This window comes from Rhizobacter sp. P1_G5 (genome assembly GCF_056405435.1).
Window position 1 is genome coordinate 1 of sequence record NZ_JBFUCB010000671.1, and the last position, 3150, is coordinate 3150.

Genomic DNA, 3150 nt, shown 5'->3' on the forward strand with positions numbered 1-3150 from the left:
GTGGGCGACAGGGCCGCCGCGCGCGCCAGCGTCGTCGCGCTGCGCTGCGCGACCAGCGGCGCGCGCGCCCACAGCGCGATGCCGGTGCCCGGCACCAGGTCGACCTGCGCGCGCGTCGCGGCCCAGGCCTGCTCGAACGCGACCGGCAGGTTCCAGGCCTGCGCCGCGAGCTGCGCATACAGCGTCTCGAAGAAGTACTCGGCCAGCGCATCGTCGAACGTATCCTGGAAGCCCATCGCCGCCAGCACGCCGGCCGGCAGCAGCTGCGGCGCAATGCGGGCCGCGGAGTTCCACAGGTTCAGGCCGACGAAGAACGGCCGGTGCCGGCCGCCGCCGGTCAGCGCATGGGCCAGCTCGGGCGGCGCCACCATCACCGGCAGGCCGTCGCTGCGGCGCATCAGGACACCGTCGACGACGCCCTTGTCGTCGCGCTGCCAGTCGGCGGCACTGCGCTGCTCGTCGCGCAGCGTCACCGCCACGTCGGTGCCGGTGCCACCGTTCGCAAGCTTCGCGATGCCCTCGTGGTTGTCGAAGCCGCAGAGGTGCACGATCTCCGGCCGGAACGCCGCGCACAGCGCCGTCAGCTCGGCGAGCGTCGGGTTCACGGCCACGCGCCAGCGCGGGTCGTCGCCGGCCAGCCCGAAGGCGCGGCGCACGCGCTCGGTCTCGTCGCCCGCGTCATAGGCCTGGGCCAGCGCGCCGGGCAGCGACTGCACGACCAGCACCCGGCCGTCCATGCGGCGCCCGGGCAGCGGTGGCGCGTCGACAGGGTCGAGCTGCCGCATCACCGTCAGCCCCGATCCGGACGCCCCCATGCGCCGGTAGCGCCGCGTGGCGCGCGACAGCACGAACTCCCACGGGAAGATGCGGCCTTCCCAGCCGACGCTCTCGGACTCGAACGGCATCGTCACGACGACGCGCCCGGCCTGCGCGATCTCGCGCAGCGCCTCGTCCGTCAGGCCGAAGGCCGCCAGCGTCGCGGTGGCATCGGCCTGGTGGCGATCGGCCACGTCGGGCATGTCGCGCCAGCGCTCGCGGCTGCGCAGCACGTAGCTCCAGCGCAGCGCCTCGTTGGCCAGCGAACGCGGCCGCGCCACGCCGGCCGGCGCCGCGCCGGGCCCGCCGAGCAGGTAGCGCCGCGTGGCGGTGACGATCTGGATGCGGGGCAGGAAGCCGTCGGCTTCGTTTCGCGGGGGCATGGGGTTCTCCGGTTCGCCGGTGCTCGGGGGCAGGCCGCGCGCAGTCTATCGGGATGCGATGGCGCCGCGCTGGTAATATACGAACCATATATGATCCATACATTCATGGCGAGAACCCGATGGGCATCGTGAAGATTTCAGACCAGATGCATGACAACCTGCGCAGCGCGAGCGATGCGCTGAGCCGCTCGATCAACGCGCAGGCCGAGCACTGGATGCGCGTGGGCATGCTGGCCGAGCTGCACCCCGCGCTGAGCTACGGCGACATCTGCCAGATGATGCTGCGCGCCGCGCAGTCGAAGGAGCCGGCGCTGTCGTTCGTGAAGCCGGAACCGCCGCGGGCGGCCACGCTGCGCGCACCGCGGAGGGTGGCCCGATGAACCGCACGGCGAATGGCCAGAGCGCGCGCCCGGCGCGCCACGTCAAGTTCCACCCGCCCGCCGATCTCGCGATGGCGCGCGCCGCCGGCGCGCTGGCCGCCGAGGTGCTGCAGATGATCGCGCCGCACGTGAAGGCCGGCATCAGCACCGGCGAGCTCGACCGGCTGTGCCACGAGCACATCGTGCAGGTGCAGAAGGCGATTCCGGCCAACGTCGGCTACCACGGCTACACGAAGACGATCTGCGCCTCGGTCAACGAGGTGGTGTGCCACGGCATCCCGTCGGAAGGCGAGGTGCTGCGCGATGGCGACATCGTCAACATCGACGTCGCGGTGATCCGCGACGGCTGGTACGGCGACACCAGCCGCAGCTTCCTGGTCGGCGAGGTGTCGCCGCTCGCGCGCCGGCTGGTCGACACCACCTACGAGGCGATGCGCGCCGGCATCCGCGCGGTGCGCCCGGGCGCGACGCTCGGCGATGTCGGCCACGCGATCCAGTCGGTGGCGCAGCGCGAGGGTTTCAGCGTCGTGCGCGAGTACTGCGGCCACGGCATYGGCCGCATCTACCACGACGAGCCGACGGTCGCGCACTACGGCCAGCCCGGCCAGGGGCTGCGGCTCGCGCCGGGCATGGTGTTCACGATCGAGCCGATGCTGAACGCCGGCAAGGCCGGCACGCGCACGCTGCCCGACGGCTGGACGGTGGTCACGCGCGACCGCTCGCTGTCGGCGCAGTGGGAGCACATGGTCACGGTGACCGAGAGCGGCGTCGAGGTGCTGACGCCGTGGCCGGAAGGGACCGGCGCCTACCCCGCGGTTCCGTAGGGCCGAGCGCCGGGCCGCCCCAAGCCGGCCCGCATCCCCCCGGGGGATCGACCGGCGTACCCGCCGGTCGAGGGGTCGTCATGCCCCTTCAGGGCACCAGCGAATGCACCCACGCCGACACCGGGTTGCCGCGGATCATCAGCCGGTTGCGCGCGAGGCATTCGAACTGCGCGCCGAGCTTGCGGGCGACCGCAAGGCTCGGCTCGTTGCCTTCGGCGACGACGATCTCGATGCGCTGGAAACCCAGTGCGCTGAAACCATAGCTGGCCAGCGAACGCGCGGCGCGGGTCGCGATGCCTTGCCCCTGGGCCGACTGGCGGACCCAGTAGCCGAGGTTGCAGACCCGGTGGATGGTGTTGAACTGGTTGAGCCCGGCGCCGCCGACCAGCCGGCCGCTGCGCTCGTCGAACAGCCCGAACTCGCAGGCCTGGCCTTGTGCCAGGCTGTCGGCGCAGTCATCGGCCCAGTCGATCGCGTCGCGCACGCCGTAGCCGGGGTGGCACCAATCCATCCAGCGGCCGATCGTGCCGATCGATTCGCGGACGGCTTCGGCCATCGCGCGGGCGTCGTCGCGCGTCCAGGGGCGAAGCACCATGCCGTCGAAGCGCAGGGGCTCCATCGGATCGCGCGTGTCGATGCGGCGCGAGGCGGTGTCACCCATCTCGAGCTGCCAGGGCGCAGCGGCCAGTGGCGCAGCCTCGGTGGGCGGCAGGGTGTCGTCGACGACACGTCCACTCTGACTGAAAT

General features: G+C 72.3%; 4 protein-coding genes. 2 read left to right on the plus strand and 2 right to left on the minus strand.

The features are described 5' to 3' along the window. Nucleotides 1–1199: hypothetical protein (locus tag AC1D12_RS29190; RefSeq protein WP_477844662.1), on the minus strand; the 1199-nt coding region annotated here is incomplete at its 3' end. 119 nt (nt 1200–1318) lie between these two features. On the opposite strand from AC1D12_RS29190, the gene AC1D12_RS29195 reads away from it, so the two are divergent. Together AC1D12_RS29195 and map are read left to right on the plus strand one after the other, a co-directional pair. Beyond that, complete coding sequence (locus AC1D12_RS29195; protein WP_477825407.1) at nt 1319–1579, plus strand: ParD-like family protein; 261 nt, start codon at nt 1319–1321, stop codon at nt 1577–1579. Nucleotides 1580–1650: 71 nt separating this feature from the next. Beyond that, on the plus strand, nt 1651–2403 hold the full coding sequence (gene map / locus AC1D12_RS29200) for a type I methionyl aminopeptidase (RefSeq protein WP_052212267.1): 753 nt from the start codon (nt 1651–1653) through the stop codon (nt 2401–2403). Nucleotides 2404–2491: 88 nt separating this feature from the next. Here the strand turns inward: map and AC1D12_RS29205 are convergent. Beyond that, nucleotides 2492–3150, minus strand: a 659-nt coding sequence (locus tag AC1D12_RS29205; RefSeq protein WP_477844664.1) for a GNAT family N-acetyltransferase, incomplete at its 5' end; no start/stop codon positions are given.

Bases quoted from the DNA above. Each gene is read 5' to 3' on its own strand.
- AC1D12_RS29195 (WP_477825407.1), top strand. From the start codon at position 1,319: ATGGGCATCGTGAAGATTTCAGACCAGATGCATGACAACCTGCGCAGC.